Source organism: Thiolinea disciformis DSM 14473 (assembly GCF_000371925.1).
Lineage (GTDB): Bacteria > Pseudomonadota > Gammaproteobacteria > Thiotrichales > Thiotrichaceae > Thiolinea > Thiolinea disciformis.
This window is the reverse complement of sequence record NZ_AQVE01000070.1, coordinates 1-1,216: the sequence shown is the minus strand read 5'-3', so window position 1 is coordinate 1,216 and position 1,216 is coordinate 1. Positions and strand designations below refer to the sequence as shown.

Genomic DNA, 1,216 nt, shown 5'->3' with positions numbered 1-1,216 from the left:
TACTATTGGGGTGTTTAGTAATGGCTATCCTCTCCCAATCCCTAAAGAAAAACCTATTAGAAAAGCCTTGCCTAAATAAATAACTAAATTAGGGTGAATAGCATTGATTTAATGACTTAGTCATGCTTATATTAAAGTATACTGTTCACCTAAATTGGTAAAATATAATGAGTACCGACCATCCAAGCGTAACCCCTTCCCAAAAAGCCGATAAACACGGGGCAATCACTGCGTTATTAGAAGGCCTTGCAGCCATCGACCAGAAACATGCTGAAGGATTAGCCCACAATAGCTACGGTAAGGACTGTCAACGCTTGGCGCAGCATATTAAAAATACCTACCTCAATGCGGCACGCAATAAGCCAGATCGGGCTAAGCTCACCGTAAAAACCATGAATAGCTATTTGTTAGAGCTACGTCGAGCCGTGAAAGCCGCCAATTTCAAGCACCCTGCCCTGTCCAGTCCGTTGCGTACCGCGCCTTACGATAAAGCAGGCAACTTGCGTAAACGCCTTACCTTGAATGGCTTGATCGATGCTTACCCACAGTACGCGGATGCGTTGGAGCAATTGCGGCATGAACCGGCTAAAACCGCCAATTTGTTGAAAATTCGTTTACTTCAGCGGGTCTTGGCCGATACCGAAAACGTGCCGTCCAGTGCTTACCATGCCATTCACGCGTTACCGGTGAAGCATCCGATCTTGAATGAACTGCTGTTAACCGTGGAGGAAAAGGAACGTTTCAAACAAAGTGCCGTACAAGCCTTGGCCAAGAAAGCGCTTGCTCCGACTACGCTGAGTTATGCAGGCATTCTTACGCTGATTGAACGCGGACTTGCCAGTAAAACGCTAGGTCGCCAAGCCTTCGCGCTGGCTTTAGCCTGCGGTCGGCGTTCGATTGAGCTGGTGCATAATGCGTCCTTTGTGGAAACCGGCACGCATCAGGTGAGGTTCGATGGCCAAGCCAAAAAAGGCTTAGGGATTCAAACCAAGGGTTATGAGATTTATACCCTGATTCCAGCGGCTCAGTTCATCGCGGCGTTTGAGGCTTTTCGAGAGCAGCCGAAGATTAAAGCCTTGAATCAAGCCACCGCACACCTTGACAAGTACGAGCGCGGGCGCGACATCAACTTAGCAACAGCGTTAACCTTCAATCAGGCTGCTAAATTGAGTATGGTGGATATTGGCGCAGCCTTTAAAACACCCAGCCCTACCAA

The 1,216-nt window shown here is 48.1% G+C and carries 1 protein-coding gene; it reads left to right on the top strand.

The annotated features are described in order from the left end of the window. Positions 1–167 precede the first annotated feature (167 nt). Positions 168–1,216: protelomerase family protein (locus tag A3IE_RS0119450; protein ID WP_020397270.1), on the top strand; the 1,049-nt coding region annotated here is incomplete at its 3' end.